At 74.1% G+C, this 17,304-nt stretch carries 15 protein-coding genes; 10 read left to right on the forward strand and 5 right to left on the reverse strand.

Annotated elements, in window-relative coordinates:
• The first annotated feature begins 182 nt into the window (after window positions 1-182).
• Window positions 183-518, forward strand: a complete 336-nt coding sequence (locus ACSNN9_RS10465) for a hypothetical protein (RefSeq protein WP_436672840.1) — start codon at window positions 183-185, stop codon at window positions 516-518.
• A gap of 6 nt (window positions 519-524) precedes the next feature.
• On the opposite strand, the gene ACSNN9_RS10470 is transcribed toward ACSNN9_RS10465, so the two are convergent.
• The 3 genes from ACSNN9_RS10470 to ACSNN9_RS10480 are packed head-to-tail and all read right to left on the reverse strand — an operon-like array spanning window position 525 to window position 3,662.
• Window positions 525-1,733 carry a DNA-processing protein DprA gene (locus ACSNN9_RS10470; RefSeq protein ID WP_436672841.1) on the reverse strand — a complete coding sequence of 403 codons (1,209 nt, stop codon included), beginning with the start codon at window positions 1,731-1,733 and terminating at the stop codon, window positions 525-527.
• Window positions 1,730-3,250, reverse strand: coding sequence for a YifB family Mg chelatase-like AAA ATPase (locus ACSNN9_RS10475; protein WP_436672842.1), 1,521 nt, complete (start codon window positions 3,248-3,250; stop codon window positions 1,730-1,732). Before ACSNN9_RS10475 ends, ACSNN9_RS10470 begins: the two co-directional genes overlap by 4 nt.
• A gap of 52 nt (window positions 3,251-3,302) precedes the next feature.
• Window positions 3,303-3,662, reverse strand: a complete 360-nt coding sequence (locus ACSNN9_RS10480; protein ID WP_358084421.1) for a YraN family protein — start codon at window positions 3,660-3,662, stop codon at window positions 3,303-3,305.
• A gap of 713 nt (window positions 3,663-4,375) precedes the next feature.
• Here ACSNN9_RS10480 and ACSNN9_RS10485 point away from each other — a divergent pair.
• From ACSNN9_RS10485 to ACSNN9_RS10520, 8 genes are all read left to right on the forward strand, one after another.
• Window positions 4,376-5,386, forward strand: coding sequence for a hypothetical protein (locus ACSNN9_RS10485; protein WP_436672851.1), 1,011 nt, complete (start codon window positions 4,376-4,378; stop codon window positions 5,384-5,386).
• Window positions 5,387-5,654: 268 nt separating this feature from the next.
• Window positions 5,655-6,533 carry a 30S ribosomal protein S2 gene (gene rpsB / locus ACSNN9_RS10490; protein WP_436672843.1) on the forward strand — a complete coding sequence of 293 codons (879 nt, stop codon included), beginning with the start codon at window positions 5,655-5,657 and terminating at the stop codon, window positions 6,531-6,533.
• A 134-nt stretch (window positions 6,534-6,667) separates the two neighbouring features.
• Complete coding sequence (tsf, locus tag ACSNN9_RS10495; RefSeq protein ID WP_436672844.1) at window positions 6,668-7,498, forward strand: translation elongation factor Ts; 831 nt, start codon at window positions 6,668-6,670, stop codon at window positions 7,496-7,498.
• Between the two features lie 161 nt (window positions 7,499-7,659).
• On the forward strand, window positions 7,660-8,427 hold the full coding sequence (gene pyrH / locus ACSNN9_RS10500) for a UMP kinase (protein ID WP_091096741.1): 768 nt from the start codon (window positions 7,660-7,662) through the stop codon (window positions 8,425-8,427).
• A 79-nt stretch (window positions 8,428-8,506) separates the two neighbouring features.
• Window positions 8,507-9,064: a ribosome recycling factor gene (gene frr, locus ACSNN9_RS10505; protein WP_089001534.1), complete on the forward strand. Its 558-nt coding sequence runs from the start codon at window positions 8,507-8,509 to the stop codon at window positions 9,062-9,064.
• Window positions 9,065-9,358: 294 nt separating this feature from the next.
• Entirely contained in the window at window positions 9,359-10,561 is a 1,203-nt protein-coding gene (locus ACSNN9_RS10510; RefSeq protein ID WP_436672845.1) for a phosphatidate cytidylyltransferase, read from the forward strand.
• A 104-nt stretch (window positions 10,562-10,665) separates the two neighbouring features.
• Complete coding sequence (gene rlmN, locus ACSNN9_RS10515; protein ID WP_358084409.1) at window positions 10,666-11,817, forward strand: 23S rRNA (adenine(2503)-C(2))-methyltransferase RlmN; 1,152 nt, start codon at window positions 10,666-10,668, stop codon at window positions 11,815-11,817.
• Window positions 11,818-11,848: 31 nt separating this feature from the next.
• Complete coding sequence (locus ACSNN9_RS10520; RefSeq protein ID WP_436672846.1) at window positions 11,849-13,228, forward strand: DivIVA domain-containing protein; 1,380 nt, start codon at window positions 11,849-11,851, stop codon at window positions 13,226-13,228.
• A 100-nt stretch (window positions 13,229-13,328) separates the two neighbouring features.
• Here ACSNN9_RS10520 and ACSNN9_RS10525 read toward each other — a convergent pair whose 3' ends face one another.
• Window positions 13,329-13,550, reverse strand: a complete 222-nt coding sequence (locus ACSNN9_RS10525) for a DUF2631 domain-containing protein (RefSeq protein ID WP_357872096.1) — start codon at window positions 13,548-13,550, stop codon at window positions 13,329-13,331.
• 269 nt (window positions 13,551-13,819) lie between these two features.
• Here ACSNN9_RS10525 and ACSNN9_RS10530 point away from each other — a divergent pair, with 269 nt between their 5' ends.
• Window positions 13,820-15,412: a Rieske 2Fe-2S domain-containing protein gene (locus tag ACSNN9_RS10530; protein WP_436672847.1), complete on the forward strand. Its 1,593-nt coding sequence runs from the start codon at window positions 13,820-13,822 to the stop codon at window positions 15,410-15,412.
• A 158-nt stretch (window positions 15,413-15,570) separates the two neighbouring features.
• Here ACSNN9_RS10530 and ACSNN9_RS10535 read toward each other — a convergent pair whose 3' ends face one another.
• Entirely contained in the window at window positions 15,571-17,166 is a 1,596-nt protein-coding gene (locus ACSNN9_RS10535; protein WP_436672848.1) for a phytoene desaturase family protein, read from the reverse strand.
• Window positions 17,167-17,304: the final 138 nt, after the last annotated feature.

Below are 17,304 nucleotides of genomic sequence, written 5' to 3' on the forward strand. Positions count from 1 at the left end.
GCTGGGCCGCCGGGGCCCGCCGAGAGACCCGGCGAGCCGGCTCGCGGGTGGTCCCGCCACGGGCGCGCGGCCCGGGTGGTGGATTGCGCCGGCCGGTGCGAGCAGACTGGTCGTACCAGCGGAGGTGGGCCCTGGTCGTGGTCGCCGCGCGACGGGACCAGGCTCGACGAAGGGGGCCGGACATGGGGGTGGACGTCGTCCTCTACCGGGCGGTCGGGGCGGGCTCCGACCGGCGCCGCGTCGTGCCGGCCGAGGTGCTGCCCGATCCCGACGACGTGCTGCTGAGTCTCGTCAGGCGGGTCCGGGGTGGCGGGCGTACCCCGCTGCTCGACCGGGTGGATCCGGTCGGCGAGCTGGTGGTCCCCGCCGGCCAGGCGCCGCAGCTCCTCGCCGAGGTGCGCTGCCTCGCCGAGGTGGCCCGGTCGACGCCGGAGATGACGCACGTGCGCCAGCTGGACCGGCTGGCGCGGCGCTGCCGGCAGGACCGCGCGATGGAGATCCGTTTCGAGGGTGACTGACCGGGCTCACGGTCCCTCCGGCGTCGCCGGTCGCGCGGTGGTCGCGCTTCTGGCTGCCGGCGGCGCGAGGGCGTACCCGTCGTCGCGGCGGAGCACCAGGGCCAGCTCCTCGAGCATCGACAGCTTCCGCAGCGCGGTACGGACGGGCAGCCCGGCCCGCGCGGCGAGGACATCCACGCCCATCGCCCCCCGGCGGGGCAACGCCTCGACGACGGCCCGCGCGTCGTCGTCGAGCAGGTCGACCGGCCGCTGCGGGCCGCGCGGTACGGGCGCCAGGTCGCCGATCCGTCCGACCTCCTCCAGCACCTGCGCGACGCCGGTCACCAGCCGGGCCCTCGGATGGTCCCGCAGCGTCTCGTGGGCGCCGACGGACATCGCCGACGTGACCGGGCCGGGCACCACCATGCTGGGTCTGCCCAGGGCGAGCGCCCGGTGGGTGGTCTGTGTGGCGCCGCTGCGGGCAGCCGCCTCCACCAGCACCGTGCCGAGGGTGCCCGCCGCGATCACCCGGTTGCGGATGAGGAACCGGGGCCGGAGCGGATCGGCGCCCGGCATCCACTCGCTGACCAGCAGCCCGGTCTCGGCGATCCGGTCGAACAGCGCCGCGTTGCCCATCGGGTACGGGCGGTCCACGCCGCAGGCGAGCACCGCCACGGTGCGGCCACCGGCGTTGAGCGCGCCCCGGTGGGCCGCGGCGTCGATGCCGAAGGCGCCGCCCGAGACGACGGTCCAGTCCCGGTCGGCCAGCCCGTAGCCGAGGTCCGTGGCGACGTGCGTGCCGTACCCGGTGGCGGCGCGGGCACCGACGACCGCGACGGAGCGGTCGAACGCCTCACCGAGCGGCCACGAGCCGCGTACCCAGAAGCAGAGCGGGGGAGCGGTCTCGACGTCGACCCGCCGGTAGGCGCCGGGCAGCCGGAGCCGGCGCAGGTCGTCGGTGCGTACGGGCCACTCGTCGTCGTCGGGGACGACGATCCGGGCGCCGAGCCGGTCCGTGCGGGCCAGCGCCTCGGCCGCGACGGCCCTGGCGTCGCCGGCCGCGCAACGGGCCGCCACGGCGTTGCGCAGCGTCTCCTCCGGCGCGCCCCCGTCGAGCAGCAGGTCGAGCGCCGCCACCGGGCCCAGCCGGTCGACCAGCCGGTGCACCGACCAGGTGCCCGGCTCGGCGAGCCAGGTGAGCGCCACCCTGGCCAGCGTGTCCTCGTCGGTGCTCACGTCGTATCCCCCGTCCTCAGTTGGATGGCCTCCCGGACGTCCTCCCGGTCGGGACGGTCCCGACCGTCCAGGTCCGCGATCGTCCAGGCCAGGCGGATGATCCGGTCGAAGCCCCGGGCCGACAGCGACCCGGAGTCCAGCCGGGCCCGCAGCTCGGCCGTGTCCGGCCCGGGCAGGCGCCAGGGCGGGCGGCGCAGGTACGGGCCGGGTATCTCAGCGTTGAGCCGGTGGCCGAGCACCGCCCAGCGCGCGGCCGCCGCCCGCCGGGCCGCCGCCACCCGCGCGGCGACGGTGGCGGAGGCCTCGCTGTCGACGGTGGTCGCCATCAGCTCGGCCGCCCGGACGGGCGGCAGCCGCACCTGCACGTCGATCCGGTCCAGCAACGGCCCGGAGAGCCGGCTCAGGTAGCGCCGCCGGGCCTGCGGCGGGCATTCGCAGTACGCGTCCCCGGCCGGCTTGGCGCACGGGCACGGGTTGGCCGCCAGCACCAGCTGCGTACGGGCCGGGTACTCGGCGCCGCCCCGGCTGCGGGCCAGCCGGACCCGGCCGTTCTCCAGCGGCTGGCGCAGCGCCTCCAGCGCGCCCCGGCTGAACTCGGGCGCCTCGTCGAGGAAGAGCACGCCCCGGTGGGCGAGCGAGATCGCGCCGGGACGGGCCAGCCCGGAACCGCCGCCGACCAGCGACGGCACCGTCGCCGTGTGGTGCGGCGCCTGGAACGGCGGGCGGCGCAGCAACCGCCCGCCCGGGGGCAGCAGCCCGGCGATCGAGTGCAGCGCGGTGACCTCCAGCGCGGCCTCGTCGTCCAGCTCCGGCAGGATCGACGGAAGGCGCTCGGCGAGCATGGTCTTGCCGGCGCCCGGCGGCCCGACCAGCGCCAGGTGGTGCCCACCCGCCGCGGCCACCTCCAGCGCCCTTCGGCCCAGCCCCTGCCCGGCGATCTCGGCCAGGTCGGGCCCGCCGCCGGTTGTCGGCGGCCCGTCCGGCTCCGGCTCGATCAGGGGCGAGCCGTCGCGGATGAAGCTGACCAACCGGTGCAGCGTGTCGACCGCCCGGACCCGGACCCCGGGGACGACCGCCGCCTCGGCGGCGTTGCCGGCTGGGACGATCACCTTTCCGACGCCGGCCCGGGCCGCCGCGGCGACCATCGGCAGCACGCCGCGCACCGGGCGGACCGTGCCGTCGAGGCCCAGCTCGCCCAGGACCACCACGTGTTCGAGCGGCAGCAGCGGCAACTCGCCGGAGCCGCCCAGCAGGGCCGCCGCTATCGCCAGGTCGAACGCGGAGCCGAACTTCGGCAGGTCGGCCGGCAGCAGGTTGAGGGTGATCCGCCGGTTGGGCCATCGCTGACCGGAGTTGACCACTGCCGCGCGGACCCGGTCCCGGGCCTCGTGCAGAGCGGTGTCCGGCAGCCCCGAGATGACCACCGCCGGCAGTCCGGCGGCCAGGTCGGCCTCGACCTCCACCAGGTGCCCGGTGACGCCGACCAGGCCCACGCAGAGCACCTTCGCGTAGCTCACGACGCCACCCGCCGGCCCGCGCCGCCGGCCCCCGTCCGGTCGGGCCCGCCCATCAGAACGCCCCCTTGAGGTGCTCGACCCGGGCGGCGCCGGCCCCGGTGAGGCGTACCGAGACGACGTCGAAACGCACCTCGTCGGCGGTGGTGCCGGTGTCGGCGAGCCACCGGGCGGCGAGCCCGCGCAGCCGGCGGGCCTTGGCCGGTACGACCGCCTCCGCCGGCGGGCCGAACTCGTCGGTGCGGCGGGTCTTCACCTCGCAGAAGGCGAGCACCGGCCCGTCCCACGCGATGATGTCGATCTCCCCGGCCGGGCAGCGCCAGTTCCGGGCCACCGGGCGCAGTCCCGCCCCGATCAGGTGCCGGACGGCGCACCGCTCCCCGTACGCGCCGACCGCCTGGTTCTGCTTCGTCATGCCGGCACGGTGCACCCGACGGGCGGGGAGCCGCCGCCCCGCGCCGCGGAAGCTGTGGACGGCGGACGCGCTGTGGACGAACGGACGATCATGCCCTCGGCGTGCTATGCGGTCGGCGCCGGTGGACCGCCCCCACGAACCGCCGCACCGCACCGCCCGCGACGACCCGCGCACCGCACCGCCCGCGACGAACCGGCGCACCGCACCGCCTGCGACGACCCGCGCACCGCACCGCACCGCACCGCACAGCCGGGCCGGCTCGCCCGCCGCCGTGCCCGACCGTCGCCGCGCGGTGACCCGGTGCACGCGGGCGCCCAGGGGGCGAATGGCGTCCGTGGAGCCGGTCGCATACGGTGCCGGACGTGGACGGACGACGGAACTTTGTCGAAGATCAGGAGTCGCGCTGGTATCCGGCCGATCGCGACCGCGACCGTGACCGTGAGAGCGGCTACGGGGAGGCGGACTGGCGCGGCCAGGCCGAGACCCGGTACCGGGACGACGACCTGAGCGCCCCCGAGCCGCGCCGGGCCGCGGAGGACGGCCGCTACGGCGATTCCGTGGGGACCCGGCGCGGCGAAGCAGGACGCTTCGGCCCGTCGACGGAGCCCGACTCGGGACGCTTCGGGTCCGTCGAGCCCGACTCCGGGCGCTTCGGGACGGTCGAGGCCGATCGGGCCCGCTTCGCCGGACCGGAGGACTCCGGCAGGTTCGCCGTGACGGGACCGGAGGACTCGGGTCGGTTCGCCGTGACGGGATCGGAGGACTCGGGTCGGTTCGCCGTGACGGGATCGGAGGACTCCGGCCGGTTCGCCGTCACCGGGCCGGAGGACTCGGGTCGGTTCGCCGTGACGGGTCCGGAGGACTCGGGCCGGTTCTCGGTGACGGGTCCGGAGGACTCGGGCCGGTTCGCTGCCACCGGCTCGGAGCCCGCGAGGTTCGGGGAGGGCGACTCGGGGCGCTTCGCCGCGGTGTCGCCGCTCGGGGACGCCCGGTCGGAGACGGAGGGATACCGGGCGAGCCGCTCGCGCCGGGCCGAGGCGGATCCGGACGTCTCCGGGGAACTGCCCACCGACCGTCCGGGCCGACGCGCCGCCCGGGAATCGAGGGGGGCCCGCGACGCGCTGTCGACGTCGGGGGTCGACGCCCTGGCCGGGGCGGGGCCCGTCGAGCGGACCGTGGAGCCGCCCCGCCCGGCCCCGCTGGGCGGGTACCCGATCGTCGCGCCCGGTCGGGCCGCCGAGCCCACGAACCCGGCGGAGAAGCCGGCCGACGAGCCCGCCCGGCCGGTCGAGACCCCGAACGCGCTGGAGATGCCGACCGGGCCGATGCCGCCGATCGGGCCCCGCGCCGACCTCCCGCCGGGGGAACTGCCGGCGTACCCAACGGTGGTCGCCCCGCAACCGGGACCGCCGGTGGGCGACGGGGTCTACCGGACCCGGCGGCCGGCGCTGGCCGCGCTCTTCACCCTGCTGGTCGTGGTGTTCGAGGTGCCCGCGATGCGGGTGCTGTTCAGCGGCGTGACCGGCGATCCGGTCTCGGCCGCCGACGTGGTGGTGGGGATCTTCCTGGTCTGCGGCCTGCCGATCTTCGCCATCGGCCTGTACGGGCTGCGCACCGGCGGGCTGTCGCTGGCGGAGGGGAGCCGGGGCTGGCTGCGCCCGCCGACGGCGTATCTGACCGTCGGCCTGGTGCTCTTCGTCGCCGCCGCCCTCGCCGTCGGCTGACCCTCGACCGGCGCGTGTGGCGCCGGAAATGGGCGTTCCGACCCCTTCCCCGCACCCGAGACATCGGGGGCGGGGAAGGGGCGTACACTGGTCGACTGGCGACCGCCTTGCGCGGTCGACCTCGCGCGCCCTCTCCACGAGCCGTCGTGGGGCGACGGCCTCCCTGGTCCCGATCTTGGTCGGGCCCGCCATGGCCGCCGACCGGGCGCCAGGACGCTCGGCCGCCTGGCCGGGCGGGACAACCAGGGACCACGAGGAGTACCCCACCATGGCCGTCGTGACCATGCGTCAGCTGCTGGAGAGCGGTGTCCACTTCGGGCACCAGACCCGGCGCTGGAACCCGAAGATGAAGCGCTTCATCTTCACCGAGCGCAACGGTATCTACATCATCGACCTGCGCCAGACCCTCGACTACATCGAGAAGGCCTACGAGTTCGTGCGCGGGACCGTCGCCGAGGGTGGCAGCATCCTCTTCGTCGGCACCAAGAAGCAGGCCCAGGAGGCCATCGCCGAGCAGGCGACCCGGGTCGGTCAGCCGTACGTCAACCACCGCTGGCTCGGTGGCATGCTGACCAACTTCCAGACGGTCTACAAGCGGCTCCAGCGGATGAAGGAGCTGGAGGCCCTGGGTGACCTGAGCGGTACCGCCGCCGGGTACACCAAGAAGGAGACCCTGCAGCTCTCCCGCGAGAAGATCAAGCTGACCCGCACCCTCGGTGGTCTGCGGGACATGCAGAAGCTTCCGGCCGCGATCTGGGTGGTCGACACCAAGAAGGAGCACATCGCCGTCGACGAGGCCCGCAAGCTGGGCATTCCGGTGATCGCGGTGCTCGACACCAACTGCGACCCGGACGAGGTCGACTTCCCGATCCCGGGCAACGACGACGCGATCCGCTCGGCCGAGCTGCTGACCAGGGTCGTGGCCGCCGCCGTCGCCGACGGCCTGATCGCCCGTTCCGGCCGTCGTCGCGGCAGCGACGAGAAGCCGGAGCCGGGCGTCGCCTCCGACGAGCCGCTGGCCGAGTGGGAGCGCGAGCTGCTCGAGGAGCCGAAGAAGGCCGACGAGCAGGCCCCGCAGGCCGAGCAGGCCCCGCAGGCCGAGCCGGCCCAGCCGGTCGAGCAGCCGGCGACCGCCGCCGCGGAGTGACCGCACCGCCGCTCCCCGCCGCCCGGTCTCCCGGGCGGCGGGGAGCGGCAGGTACGCCGGGCACGTCGCGCCCGGATCCGGGTAACCGGCACCAGGACCAACCCACCCGCAGTCTCAACACCGAAGAGAGAGCCATGTCCAACTTCACCGCCGCGGACGTCAAGAAGCTCCGCGACCTCACCGGCGCCGGCATGATGGACTGCAAGAAGGCGCTGACCGAGGCCGAGGGCGACTTCGACAAGGCCGTCGAGATCCTGCGCGTCAAGGGCGCCAAGGACGTCGGCAAGCGGGCCGGCCGTACGGCCGCCAACGGTCTGATCGCCCACTCCGGCAAGGCGCTGCTCGAGCTCAACTGCGAGACCGACTTCGTCGCCAAGACCGACGCCTTCATCGAGCTGGCCCAGCAGCTGGTGGAGCACGGCGAGCGCAGCGGCGTCGGCACCGCCGAGGAGCTGCTCGCCACCGAGCTGGACGGCAAGACCGTCGCCGACCTGGTGCAGGAGCAGTCCGCCAAGATCGGCGAGAAGCTCGTCCTCAACCGGTTCGCCAAGCTCGACGGCACCACCGCCGTCTACCTGCACCGCAAGAGCCAGGACCTGCCCCCGGCGGTCGGCGTGCTGGTGCAGTACACCGGCACGGCCAGCGACGAGGCGTCCGACTCGGACGCCCGGGGCGTCGCGATGCAGATCGCCGCCATGCGGCCGAAGTACCTCACCCGGGACGAGGTGCCGGCCGACGTCGTCGAGTCCGAGCGGCGCATCGCCGAGCAGACCGCCCGCGAGGAGAACAAGCCCGAGGCCGCCCTGCCGAAGATCGTCGAGGGCCGGGTGAACGCGTTCTTCAAAGACTACGTCCTGCTCGAGCAGGCGTCGGTCGCCGACAACAAGAAGACGGTGAAGCAGCTGCTGGCCGAGGCCGGCATCGAGGTCACCCGCTTCGTGCGGTTCGAGGTCGGCCAGGCCTGAGCCGCCCCCGGGCGCTTCGCGCGCCGCGGGCAGGGAAACGTCGACGAGGAGGCCGCCGGTGTACGTGACAGGCACCGCGGCCTCCTCGTCACATAGGGTCGGCTACGGCAGTTTCGCGGTACGGGGCGTACGGGACGTGCGCATGGGGAAGGGCGGGGCGGATGACGCAGGTTGTGAGTGACCGGAGTCTGGCGGCGGACGATCCGACGGCGCCACCCCCCGGTCGGGCCCGCCGGGTGGTGCTGAAGCTCTCCGGTGAGGTGTTCGGCGGGGGCGCGATCGGGGTCGACCCGGACGTCGTGCAGGCCATCGCCCGGCAGATCGCCACCGTGGTCCGCCGCGGCGTGCAGGTCTCGGTGGTGGTCGGCGGCGGCAACTTCTTCCGGGGCGCCGAGCTGCAGAAGCGCGGCATGGACCGGGCCCGGGCCGACTACATGGGCATGCTCGGCACCGTGATGAACTGCCTCGCGTTGCAGGACTTCCTGGAGAAGGAGGGCATCGAGACGCGCGTGCAGAGCGCGATCACGATGGCCCAGGTCGCCGAGCCGTACATTCCGCTGCGCGCCATCCGGCACCTGGAGAAGGGCCGCGTGGTGATCTTCGGCGCGGGCGCCGGCATGCCGTACTTCTCCACCGACACCGTGGCCGCCCAGCGGGCCCTGGAGATCCGCGCCGACGTGGTGCTGATGAGCAAGAACGGCGTGGACGGCGTCTACACCGCCGACCCGCGGGTCGACCCGACCGCCAGCAAGTTCGACTCGATCACCTTCTCCGAGGTGCTGCGGCGCAACCTGCGGGTCGCCGACGCCGCCGCGTTCAGCCTGTGCATGGAGAACGGCCTGCCGATGCTGGTCTTCGGCGCGCAGGGCGACGACACCATCATCCGGGCCGTGGGTGGCGACAAGATCGGCACCCTGATCACCGCCTGAGCGGTCGCGTGACCCCGACCTCAGCGGTCCCTCCGACACGACAAGCCCACGACGAGCACAGAAGGAGGCGAGGAGACCGGTGATCGACGACACCCTCCTCGAGGCCGAGGAGAAGATGGAGCGTGCCATCGAGCACGCCAAGGAGGAGTTCGGCGCGATCCGCACCGGTCGCGCCAACGCCGCCATGTTCTCCAAGATCATCATTGACTACTACGGCAGCCCCACCCCGCTGCCCCAGATGGCGTCCATCGGGGTGCCCGAGCCGCGCATGGTGATCATCAAGCCGTACGACAACTCGCAGATCAACGCCATGGAGAAGGCGATCCGCGACTCCGACCTCGGCGCCAACCCGAACAACGAGGGCAACCAGCTCCGCATCCTGCTGCCGCAGATGACCGAGGAGCGCCGCCGAGAAATGATCAAGGTCGCCCGGCACAAGGGTGAGGAGGCCAAGGTGGCCATCCGCAACATCCGCCGCAAGGGCAAGGAGGAGCTGGACCGGCTCGTCAAGGACGGCGAGGTCGGCGAGGACGACGGCCGCCGCGCCGAGAAGGAACTCGACGACCTGACCCAGCGCTTCGTCGCCGCCGTCGACGACCTGGTCAAGCACAAGGAGAACGAGCTTCTCGAGGTGTGAGCCGTACGCCGGCCTCCACCGGTGACGACGGCATCGTGGCACCGGCGCTCCGCCGTCCGCTTCCGGGCGGCAGGGTCCGGTGCCACCGTCGTCGGAGGGCGGCGCGGGGCCGGTCCGACGTGAGGGACCGGTGGGTGCAGTAGGCTCGGCAGGATTCCCGGCCACCCTGCGGTGAACGGTGGGGATCGGCCGGCCGTCGGGCGGGTCAACCGGACGGAACAGTCGCGCGGGTAGGGGAATGGTTGTGGTTGTGCGTCATCTGATGGATCTCGTGCCGGTCCCGCTCGGTGCGTGATGGCCCACCTCGATCCCCACGGCAGCGCCGAGCCCCGCGGCTGGGACCGCCCCGACGCCCCCACTCCCGCACCGGCGCCCGGCCTCCCCTGGCCGGAGCCCGAGATCGATCCGGGCCAGTGGCACCGCCGTCCCGCCGTTCTCCCCGACGCGTACGCCGAGGCGCCGGCGCAGCCCCGCCCGCCCGCCGACGTGGTGACCGGCGGTGACCCGGCCGCGATGAACGGCCACCGCGGCCAGCCCGACGACTCCGAGTACCCGACCACCCAGCTCGAACCGGTCCGGGACGTCGAGCCGGAGCCCGCGCCCGCGCGGCCGCTGGGCCGCCGGCAGCGCGGCCGGCGCCGGGCCGGCGTCGACCGGCCCCCGACCCAGCAGCCCGTCCCGAGCCGGGCCGGGCGCAACCTGCCGGCGGCCATCGCCGTCGGCGTGGGTCTCGGCGCCCTGATCGTGGTGCCGCTGTTCTTCTATCCGCCCGCCTTCCTGGTGGTGGTGGCCGCGGCGGTCGGCGTCGGCATCTGGGAGATGGCCCGGGCGGTACGCCGCAGCGGCGCCCATCCGCCGCTGGTGCCGTTGGTCGCCGGCGGGGTGCTCACCGTCGGGCTGGCCTGGTTCTCCGGCCCCGACGCGCTCAGCCTCGGCCTGCTGGTGACCGTGCTGGGCACCATGGTCTGGCGGCTCGGCGACGGGCCGGGCGGCTTCCAGCGGGACCTGACCGCCGCCACCCTCATCGCCGTGTACGTGCCGTTCCTCGGTGGGTTCGCCGCGCTGCTGGCGGCGGTGCCCGAGGACGGCGAGTTGCGGGTGCTGGTGACGCTGGCCGCGGTGGTCCTCTCCGACACCGGCGGGTACGCGGCCGGCGTCAGCTTCGGCAAGCACCCGATGGCCCCCTCGGTGAGCCCGAAGAAGTCCTGGGAGGGCTTCGCCGGCTCGGTCACCGCCGCGGCGCTGGGCAGCGCCCTGCTGCTCTGGCTGCTCCTCGACGTGGCCCCGTGGTGGGGCGCGCTCTTCGGGCTGGCCGTCTCCGGCGCCGCGGTCCTCGGTGACCTCGCCGAGTCGATGATCAAGCGGGACCTCGGGGTGAAGGACATGAGCAACCTGCTCCCGGGGCACGGCGGCCTGATGGACCGGTTGGACTCGATCCTCTTCGCGCTGCCGACCGCGTACCTGCTCCTGGCGGTCTTCGTCCCGGTTCTGGAGTGAGGCGTGAATCACCCGTCGTCAGCGGTTCCGCCCGGGCGGCGGGGGGCGATTCGGCACCTCCGGACGGGTGTGTCGACCATCCGGCGTGACAGACTGGACGCGCCATGACGAGCCTGCCCCTGATTCCCGCAGACCCCGACGCCCCCGGGCGGCGGCCCGCGATGCCTCCCCGCCACCTCGCCGATCTCGACCTCGCCGGCCGCCGGGCCCTGGTCACCGAGCTGGGGGAGCCGGCGTTCCGCGCCAAGCAGGTCTCCACCCACTACTTCGGTCGACTGGTGCGCGATCCGGGGCAGATGACCGACCTGCCGGCCGCCACCCGGGAGAAGCTCGCCGACCGGCTCCTGCCCCGGCTGCTCACCCCGGTCCGTGAGCTGGCCTGCGACGACGGCGCGACCCGCAAGGCGCTCTGGCGGCTGCACGACGGCTCGCTGGTGGAGAGCGTGCTGATGGGCTACCCGGACCGCGTCACCGTCTGCATCTCCAGCCAGGCCGGCTGCGGCATGGCCTGCCCGTTCTGCGCCACGGGTCAGGCGGGGCTGACCCGCAACCTCTCCACCGCCGAGATCGTCGACCAGGCGGTCTACCTGGCCGGCGTGGCCGCCTCCGGCGCGGTGGCGGGTTCGCCGCCGCGGCTGTCGCACGTGGTCTTCATGGGCATGGGCGAGCCACTGGCCAACTACTCCCGGGTGGTCGCGGCGATCCGTCGGCTGGTCGCCCCGGCGCCCGAGGGGCTCGGGCTGTCACAGCGCCACATCACGGTCTCCACGGTGGGGCTGGTCCCGGCCATCCGCCGACTGGCCAGCGAAGACCTCTCGGTGACCCTTGCGCTGTCGCTGCACGCCCCCGATGATGAGCTGCGCGACGAACTCGTGCCGGTCAACCAGCGCTGGAAGGTGTCCGAGGTGCTGGACGCGGCGTGGGACTACGCGGCCCGCACGGGGCGTCGCGTGTCGATCGAGTACGCGATGATCAGGGACGTGAACGACCAGCCGTGGAGAGCCGATCTGCTCGGGCGGCTGCTGGCCGGGAAGCTGACCCACGTGAACCTCATCCCCCTCAACCCGACTCCGGGCAGCCGTTGGGACGCCAGCCCGAAGCCGGTCGAGCGCGAGTTCGTCCGGCGGCTGCGCGAGGCCGGGGTGTCGACGACCGTGCGGGACACCCGGGGTCGCGAGATCGACGGAGCGTGTGGGCAGCTCGCCGCCGCCGAGGACATGGACACCGACACCGACCGGGCCGGGGAGAAGGCGTGACCGGGCGTAGCGAACGAGACCAGGAGACATAGTGGCGAGTCAGGGTCAGCGTTTCCGGCGTAAGGCGCTCCGCCGGGGATACAAGGTCGACGAGGTCGACGCCTTCCTGGACCGGGTCGAGGCGACGCTCGACGGCCGGCCGGTGGGTGCCCCCGTCGCCTCCCAGGAGGTCCACGACGTCGTCTTCCGGGTCCGCTTCAACGGCTACGACGAGTGGCAGGTCGACCTGCACCTCGACCGGGTCGAGCGGCAGCTGGCCGAGCTGGAGGAGCGCGGTGGCGCTGGCGGCCGCGGCGGCGACCCCCGGGACGCCGACCGCCTCGGCCCCCCCGACCGGATGGGCCCTCCCGACCGGATGGGCCCGCCGGACCGGATGGGCCCGCCGGACCGGATGGGCCCGCCGGACCGGATGGGCCCGCCGGACCGGATGGGTCCGCCGGACCGGATGGGTCCGCCGGACCGGATGGGTCCGCCCGACCGCATGGGCCCGCCGATGCGCGACGACCGCGGCATGTCGCCGGTCGCGCAGCCGATGCCGCCCCGGGCGATGCCGGCGCAGGCCGGCCCGCCCGCCGACCGCTACGGCCGCTACGACGAGCCCACCGGCGCCTTCGCCGGTGGTTACGACGCCCCCCGGGGCGGCTACGAGCCGCCGCGCGGCCCGGGCGGCCCCGGCCCGATGGGCCCGGGCGCCCCGGGTGGCCACGGGGCCCCGCCGCCGCGCGGCCTGCCCGCCGGCCCCGGCGGCTACGGCGACGGTCCCGGCACCTACGGCGACCGCCCGGGCGGCTACGGCGACGGTCCCGGCAACTACGGCGACGGCCCGGGCAAGTACGGCGACGGCCCGGGCGGCGGTTACGGCGACGGTCCGGGCAACTACGACGGCCCCGGTGGCTACGGCGACGAGCCGCGCTTCGACGGGTTCGAGGCCGGCCGGCGGGCCCGCGCCGACATGACCGCCGAGATCCGGATGCCCGAGCGGGAGCTGCGTGAACTGCGGGGCCGGGGCCCGGCCGGGCCGCCTCCGCAGCAGGGCTTCGGCGGCCCACCGAACGCCGGCCCGCCGGTGGGAGGTCCGCCGGTCGGGGGTCCGCCGGTCGGGGGTCCGCCGCCGATGGCCGGCCCCCCGATGGCCGGCCCCCCGATGGCCGGCCCGCCCGGCAGCGACCTCTACCGCGTCGACCAGATCCGTCGCAGCTTCCAGGTGCGCCGGTTCGGCAGCGGGTACGACCCGGACCAGGTCGACCGGTTCTTCGACACCCTGCTGGGCGGCATGCAGGGGCGCAACCCGATGCCGGTGAACCCGAAGGAGCTGGACACGCTGCGCTTCGGGCTGGTGCCCGGCGGCTACTTCGAGGCCGAGGTCGACGCCGCGCTCAAGGACGTGCAGGACATCCTGTTCGGCCGCTGATCCGCGTACGGCGAGGGCCCGCTCCCCGGTCGGGGGCGGGCCCTCGTGCGTGTGACCTCCGGCGCGCGGACCGGTGCGACGCCGGTTGACGCGGGTGGGGTCAGGACCGCAGGCCGTTGCGCCGCAGCACGGTGTCGCCGATGACGATGAGCAGCAGCAGCACGGCCAGGCCGACCAGCCAGATGTTCTCGACCCTGCCCTCGTGGTTGCCGCAGAGCATCGCCAGCAGGGCCAGCGCGGAGACCACCGCGCCGATGCGCCCGGACTTGCGGTGCCCGGGCTTGTGCTGGTCTGGCGACGTTACCGGCTCGCTTCCTGCCACTGTCGGTCCTTCCCTCGCGATCGGATCTCCGGTTAGTCTGGCACGCCCCGTGCCGGGCCCGGCGCTGGGTCCGACCGGTGGGGCGGACCGCACGATCCGCCCGGGCGGGGCGGGCGTCGGTCGGAGGACGTACGAGGGCCGCAGCGGGGACCAAGGTCCCGGATCCGTTCGGGCGCATCGGCACTACCGGCGTCGCGGGTGGGTGGCCAGACTCCCTCCGGTAGCGTTTCTGGCGTACACCTTGTCTGTCGTTTTGAGGGGGAACTGCGGTGCGAGTGACCGGTACGGGGCACGCCAGCATGCGGATCGACACGGCCGCGGGCAGTATCCTGTGCGACCCGTGGGTCAATCCGGCCTATTTCGCCTCGTGGTTTCCGTTTCCCGACAACTCCCTGCTCGACTGGGAGACCCTCGGCGACGTCGACTACCTCTACGTCTCCCACCTGCACCGGGACCACTTCGACGCGGCGCACCTGAAGCGCTTCGTGTCGAAGTCGGCCACCGTGCTGCTGCCCGCGTTCCCCACCTCCGAGATGGAGGACGAGCTGCGGGAGCTGGGCTTCACCAAGTTCCTGAAGGCGCCGAACGAGCAGGTCGTGGAGCTGGACGGCGGCCTGAAGATCATGATCCAGGCGCTGACCAGCCCGACCGACGGCCCGATCGGCGACTCCTCGCTGTGGGTGGAGTACGACGGGGTCCGGCTGCTCAACCAGAACGACGCCCGCCCCACCGATCTGGGCGTCTTCGCCGAGCTGGGCCACGTGCACGCGCACCTGCTCCAGTTCTCCGGCGCGATCTGGTACCCGATGGTCTACGAGCTGCCGCAGGCGGCGAAGACGGCGTTCGGCAAGCAGAAGCGGGACCGGCAGTTCGACCGCACCTGGCGCTACATCGACGACCTGAAGGCCGACCACGTCTTTCCGATCGCCGGCCCGCCCTGCTTCCTCGACGACGAGCTGTGGCAGTTCAACGACATCCACGGCGACGAGGGCAACATCTTCCCCGACCAGTCGGTGTTCCTGAGCGAGTACGCCAAGGTCGGCGGCACCAACGGCGTGGTGCTGCTCCCGGGCAGCGTCGCCGAGATCACCACCGAGAGCTGCCAGACCAGCCACCCGGTGCCGGTCGAGGAGTTCTTCGCCAACAAGGTGGCCCACCTGGAGGAGATGCGCGAGCGCAAGCGGCCGGTCATCGAGGCCGAGAAGGCGTCCTGGCGGCACCCCGAGGTGGACGTGCTCAAGGAGATGCAGCGCCGGGTCGAGCCCCTGCTGGAGGAGTCGATCTACCTGGCCAAGGGGGTCGGCGGCCCCGTCCGCTTCGACCTGGTGGGCACCGACGACTCGGGCGGCGAGACGATTGAGTCGATCGTGGTGGACTTCCCGGGCAAGCAGGTCCGGCCGTACGCCGACGAGAAGGTGCGCTACCGGTTCCGTACCGAGCGGGCGCTGATCGAGCACCTGCTGCACATCGGCGAGGTGGACTGGGTCAACTCCCTCTTCCTCTCCTGCCGCTTCTCGGCGGCCCGGATCGGACAGTACAACGAGTTCGTCTACGCCTTTTTCAAGTGCCTCTCCACCGAGCGCCTCCAGTACGCCGAGGGCTGGTACGACGAGCACGAGCGGACCAGCGACGCCGAGGACATCACCCTCGGCGACTGGGTGGTGCAGCGGCGCTGCCCGCACCTGAAGGCGGACCTGACCCGGTTCGGCATCGTCGAGGGCGACCAGCTCACCTGCCAGCTGCACGGCTGGAAGTTCGACCTGGCCAGCGGCCGCTGCCTGACCAGCGTGGGCCACAAGGTCCGCGCCCACCGGGCCGGCGAGCAGCAGACCCCCGCCCCGGCGGGCGAGACGCCCAGCTGACGGCGGTTCCCCGGTGCCCCCGCCCCACTCCCGCCCCACTCCCGCGTCGATCATGCAGTTGTGGTGGGTGACAAAACCCCCTGAGCGGCCCGAATCGGGCACCACAACTGCATGATCGGCGCTCCGAGGGGGCGGCGGGCGAGCAGGGGAGCGGGTGGTCAGCGGGAGAGGTCGGTGAGGATGCGGCGGGCCGCGTTGTGGCCGGCGGCGCCGATGACGCTGCCGGCCGGGTGGCAGCCGGCGCTGCCGGCGTAGACGCCGTCGACGCCGGTGGCGTACGGCATCCGGTCGGTGAACGAGACGGTGTTGTCGACGTGGTGGATGTGCCCGCCGGTGATGCCGAAGTGCGCCTCGATGCCGGGCGGCGGCAGCGGCACCGCGTCGGCGGCCAGGTCCCCGGTGCCGGGGGCGTACCGCTCGCAGATCGCGATGAGGCGGTCGACGTAGCCGGGCAGCGCCTCGTCCCAGGTGGTGCCGGCCAGCTCGTACGGCACCGACTGGACGAAGAGCGCGGACGAGTGGTGCCCCCGGCCGTCGGACAGCGAGGGGTCGACGGTGGTGTGCAGGTACCACTCGATGGTCGGCTCGTCGGGCAGTCGCCCCGCCTGCACGTCCGCCCACATGGCGCGCAGCGCCGCCATCGGCGGCTCGCCGCCGGAGCCGGTCAGCGAGTCCGAGCCGGGCAGCAGGTGGATCGTCGAGCCGAACGGGCTCGGCGCGTCGCCGGGCAGGCAGGAGAAGCGGGGCAGGCCGGTGAGCGCCAGGTTGAGCTTGAGCGTGGTGCCGGGGCGGCGGACCGCCGCCATCCGATCGGCCAGCGGCGCCGGGAGCGCGCCGTCGGGCAGCAGGTCCATCAGCCGGTACGGGTCGCAGGCGCCGAGCACCACCCGGGCGGCGACCTCCCGCCCGTCGGCGAGCACCACCCCGCCGGCCGCGCCGCCGTCCAGGGTGATCGCGCTGACCGGCGTGCCGGTGCGGATCGTCGCGCCGGCGGCACGGGCGGCGTCGGCGAAGACGCGCGACACGGTGCCCATCCCGCCCTCGGCGATCATCCACGTGCCGTCGGAGCCGGGCAGCCGGCACATGTTGTGCACGAGGAAGTTGTGCCCGGTGCCCGGGTCGTCGGGGCCGGCGTTCAGCCCGGAGAGGCCGTCGGTGACCGCGTACATGCTGACCAGCAGTTCGGAGCGGAAGTCGAAGCGGGCCAGGTGGTCGGCGACCGAGCCGCGGACGAGGTCGACGAAGACCCGCCGCAGCGCCGGTCGGACGTGCCGCTCGGCGGTCTCCTCGACGGGCAGCGGCTCGGCGAGCCAGGCCGGGGCGAGGTCGTCGCGCAGCGCGGCCAGCTCGGCCTGGAGGGCGTCGTCGGCGGCCACGTCGGCGGGGGAGAAGAACTCCGCGAGCTGCGCCCGGGTGGCCGCCGTGTCGCTGCCGAAGAGCAGGTACGGCGAGCCGGGGCCGCCCGGGGTGGGCAGGAAGTAGTGCGGGTCGCGGCGCAGCACCGGGATGCGCACGTCCAGCGTGGCGAGCAGTTCCGGCGGCATCAGCCCGAGCAGGTACGACCCGGTGGAGTGGCGAAGCCCGGGCACCCTGCGGAACGGGGCCTCGGTGCGGGTGGCCCCGCCGATCACGTCCGCCGCCTCCAGCACCAGCACGTCGAGCCCGGCGCGGGCGAGCAGGATCGCGGACACCAGACCGTTGTGCCCGGCGCCGACGATCACCACGTCGGCCCGGGTCGGCAGCTCGTCACCCATGCCGGGGGAGCCTACTGCCCGTGGGCGCCGGCGGTCAGCCCTTCGCCGCTCCGAACGCCGGGGGCGGGCCGCAGCTCCTCGTACGCGGCGGCCTTGTCGTCCTTGTCGGCGGCCCGCAGCTGGACCAGCGCGTAGGTG

It is taken from the genome of Micromonospora sp. URMC 107 (assembly GCF_051386315.1).
Lineage (GTDB): Bacteria > Actinomycetota > Actinomycetes > Mycobacteriales > Micromonosporaceae > Micromonospora.

Excerpts from the sequence above, each read along its gene's own strand:
- ACSNN9_RS10465 (WP_436672840.1), top strand. The coding sequence starts at position 183 with ATGGGGGTGGACGTCGTCCTCTACCGGGCGGTCGGGGCGGGCTCCGAC.
- ACSNN9_RS10480 (WP_358084421.1), bottom strand. The coding sequence starts at position 3,662 with ATGACGAAGCAGAACCAGGCGGTCGGCGCGTACGGGGAGCGGTGCGCC.
- rpsB (WP_436672843.1), top strand. The coding sequence starts at position 5,655 with ATGGCCGTCGTGACCATGCGTCAGCTGCTGGAGAGCGGTGTCCACTTC.
- tsf (WP_436672844.1), top strand. The coding sequence starts at position 6,668 with ATGTCCAACTTCACCGCCGCGGACGTCAAGAAGCTCCGCGACCTCACC.
- pyrH (WP_091096741.1), top strand. The coding sequence starts at position 7,660 with ATGACGCAGGTTGTGAGTGACCGGAGTCTGGCGGCGGACGATCCGACG.
- ACSNN9_RS10510 (WP_436672845.1), top strand. The coding sequence starts at position 9,359 with ATGGCCCACCTCGATCCCCACGGCAGCGCCGAGCCCCGCGGCTGGGAC.
- rlmN (WP_358084409.1), top strand. The coding sequence starts at position 10,666 with ATGACGAGCCTGCCCCTGATTCCCGCAGACCCCGACGCCCCCGGGCGG.
- ACSNN9_RS10535 (WP_436672848.1), bottom strand. The coding sequence starts at position 17,166 with ATGGGTGACGAGCTGCCGACCCGGGCCGACGTGGTGATCGTCGGCGCC.